Below are 2,534 nucleotides of genomic sequence, written 5' to 3'. Positions count from 1 at the left end.
CGCGTCGACGGTGCCGCTTTCCTTGAGTGCGAACAGCTTCTTGCGCGCCGCCGTGTACGTCTTGCGTCGCTCGTTGAGGGTCGCGAACAACCGCTTCCCTTCCTTGCTCGCAACGAGGCGCTGCAATTGTTCGTCGATGCGGTTGATCTCTTCGCTGTTCGCCTTCATCCTGACGTTGATCCGCTCCTGGTCCGGCGCATCCACCGCACGCAGGCGCGCTTCGGTCAGTGCACGGTTGATGCGGGTACTGGCCAGCCAGCGGTCGGCCAGGCGGGTCTTGCTGATCGACGCGTCCATGTCCGCGGTCGCGTCGACCACCTGCTGCAGGCGCAGCACGCCGACCACGGTCAGCATGGCCGACAGTGCAAGCACGGCGGCGAACGCGAGCCCGAGCCGGGCTCCGATTTTGAGATTCTGGATATGCATGTGTACCTCGACGGAAACGGTAATGCTGCGGATGCGCGCGGCGGGTCGTGGCGGCGGGCCGGCGCGGTGAAAGGGCGAGGATGGGGCCCGCACGTGCCGCGCCTGCGTGGGCGGGGCCGTGTCACGATTTAATGATACACGCCATATTTATCCACGGAACATTAAGTTGCGACACCGCAACGCTATTTCGTCGCAGAATGAGGTAAAGCCTGCCGCTATAACGTTAGAATTCCAGATTCCGCTCTGTCACATCAGCGATTGCCAATGTCCGCATCCAATTACCCTTCGTCGTCCCGCCGCCGGTTCCTCGCTGCCCTGCCGTTGTCCGGGCTGCTGCTGCCGACGGCCCGCGCGGCCGCGCCGCTGCCCGTGCTGCTGGGGATCGACGGCGAATTCGGACTGGACAATTCGACATCGGCCCAGGCCGTCGAACTGGGCATGCGCGCGGCCATCGCCGAGATCAACGCGGCGGGCGGCGTGCTGCACGGCCGGCCTTTGCAGGTCGTGACGAAAGATCATCGGTCGATCCCGGCGCGCGGCATCCGCAACATCCAGGAGTTCGCGGCGATGCCCGATCTCGTGGCGGTGTTCGGCGGCCGCTTCAGCCCCGTCGTCATCGAGGAACTGCCGACCCTTCGGTCGACGCACACCTTGTTCATGGCGCCGTGGTCGTCGGCCGACATCATCGTCGACAACGAGATGCGTCCGAACTACGTGTACCGCCTGTCGCTGCGCGATTCGCTGGCCATGCCGAAGCTGTTGCAGACGGCGCACCGGCGCGGCCTCGACCGCATCGGCCTGCTGCTGACCAACACGTCCTGGGGCCGCAGCAATGCCCAGGCGGCGGCCCGCGCGGCCGAGAAGCTGCCCGCGCTGAAGCTCGTCGGCACGTCGTGGTACAACTGGCGCGACACGAGCCTCGTCGACAACTACCAGCACCTGCGCGCGGCCGGCGCCCAGGCCATCGTCCTCGTCGCCAACGACGACGAGGCAGCGATCCTCGTGCGCGAAGTGGCCGCGCTGCCGAAAGCGCAACGCCTGCCGATCCTGAGCCACTGGGGCGTGACGGGCGGCGAATTCGCGGCCCAGGCGGGACCGGCGCTGCAGCAGGTCGACTTTTCCGTGATCCAGACCTTCAGCTTCTTCCGCGCCGACCCGGCGCGCGTCGAGCGCTTCCTCGCCAGCGCGGCGCAGGTGTCGAAGGTGCGCCGCATCGAGGACATCAAGGGTCCCGTGGGCGCCGCGCACGCCTACGACCTCACGCACATCCTGGCGCTCGCGATCGACCGCGCCGGCAGCACCGACCGCAAGGCCGTGCGCGACGCGCTCGAGCGTCTCGGCACGGTCCGCGGCCTCGTCAAGACGTATGCGCCGCCGTTCACGCCTGCCCGTCACGAAGCGCTCGGCCCGGACGACCTGCTGCTTGCGCGCTACCGCGCGGACGGCGTCCTGGTGCCGGCGGATGACTGACATGATCGACGCCTCCGCCCCGGCCAGCCTGGCGCGCCGCTTCGCGAACGCGGCCGCGATCCTGACGGCGGCGGCCGTGCTGCTCATCGCCGGCGTCTCGTTCTGGCTGATCGACCACCAGCGCGCGCAGGCCAACGCCCTGCTGCAGGAGCGCGAGGTCGCATTCCACGCCACGACCGTCGGCCACAACCTGGAAGCGGTCGTCACGCGCCTGCACGAAGTGGGGGCGAGCCCGATCCTGGCCACGGCGCTCGTCGACAGCGCCGGCAAGGAAACCTACCTGACGCCGTTCCTGCACGGCCTGCGCCAGATGAACGGCATTCCGCTGCGCCTGCTGTTCACGGATTTCGAGGGCAAGGAAATCGCGGACAACGGCGTGCCCGGCTTCACGGACGCCGACATGGCGTGGCTGCGCGCGCGTCTGGAAAACGGCGACGAACGGGCCATCTTGCAGACCGGTCCCGACGGCGGGGAGCTGCTCGGCGTCGTGCTGCTGCGCTACCAGCGCACGCGCACGCCGGAAGGCGCCCTGGTGTACAAGGTACGGCTGGCCGACCTGAAGCCCACGTCCTGGGCCGTGCTCGCGCCCGCGTCCGCGGACAAGGCGGCGGGGCCGCACGAGATCGCGGCACCCGTGC

The 2,534-nt window shown here is 68.5% G+C and carries 3 protein-coding genes; 2 read left to right on the top strand and 1 reads right to left on the bottom strand.

Annotated elements, in window-relative coordinates:
• Positions 1-426 (bottom strand): MCP four helix bundle domain-containing protein (locus tag ACEN88_RS29185; protein WP_413345331.1); only part of this gene is annotated, 426 nt, incomplete at its 3' end.
• 264 nt (positions 427-690) lie between these two features.
• Here ACEN88_RS29185 and ACEN88_RS29180 point away from each other — a divergent pair.
• Positions 691-1,896 carry an ABC transporter substrate-binding protein gene (locus ACEN88_RS29180; RefSeq protein ID WP_413345329.1) on the top strand — a complete coding sequence of 402 codons (1,206 nt, stop codon included), beginning with the start codon at positions 691-693 and terminating at the stop codon, positions 1,894-1,896.
• Between the two features lies 1 nt (position 1,897).
• Positions 1,898-2,534: hypothetical protein (locus tag ACEN88_RS29175; protein ID WP_413345327.1), on the top strand; the 637-nt coding region annotated here is incomplete at its 3' end.

Origin of the sequence: Massilia sp. CT11-108 (assembly GCF_047302915.1) — a bacterium.
Taxonomy (GTDB): Bacteria; Pseudomonadota; Gammaproteobacteria; order Burkholderiales; family Burkholderiaceae_D; genus Telluria; species Telluria orientalis.
This window is presented reverse-complemented; position numbering and strand designations above follow the sequence as displayed.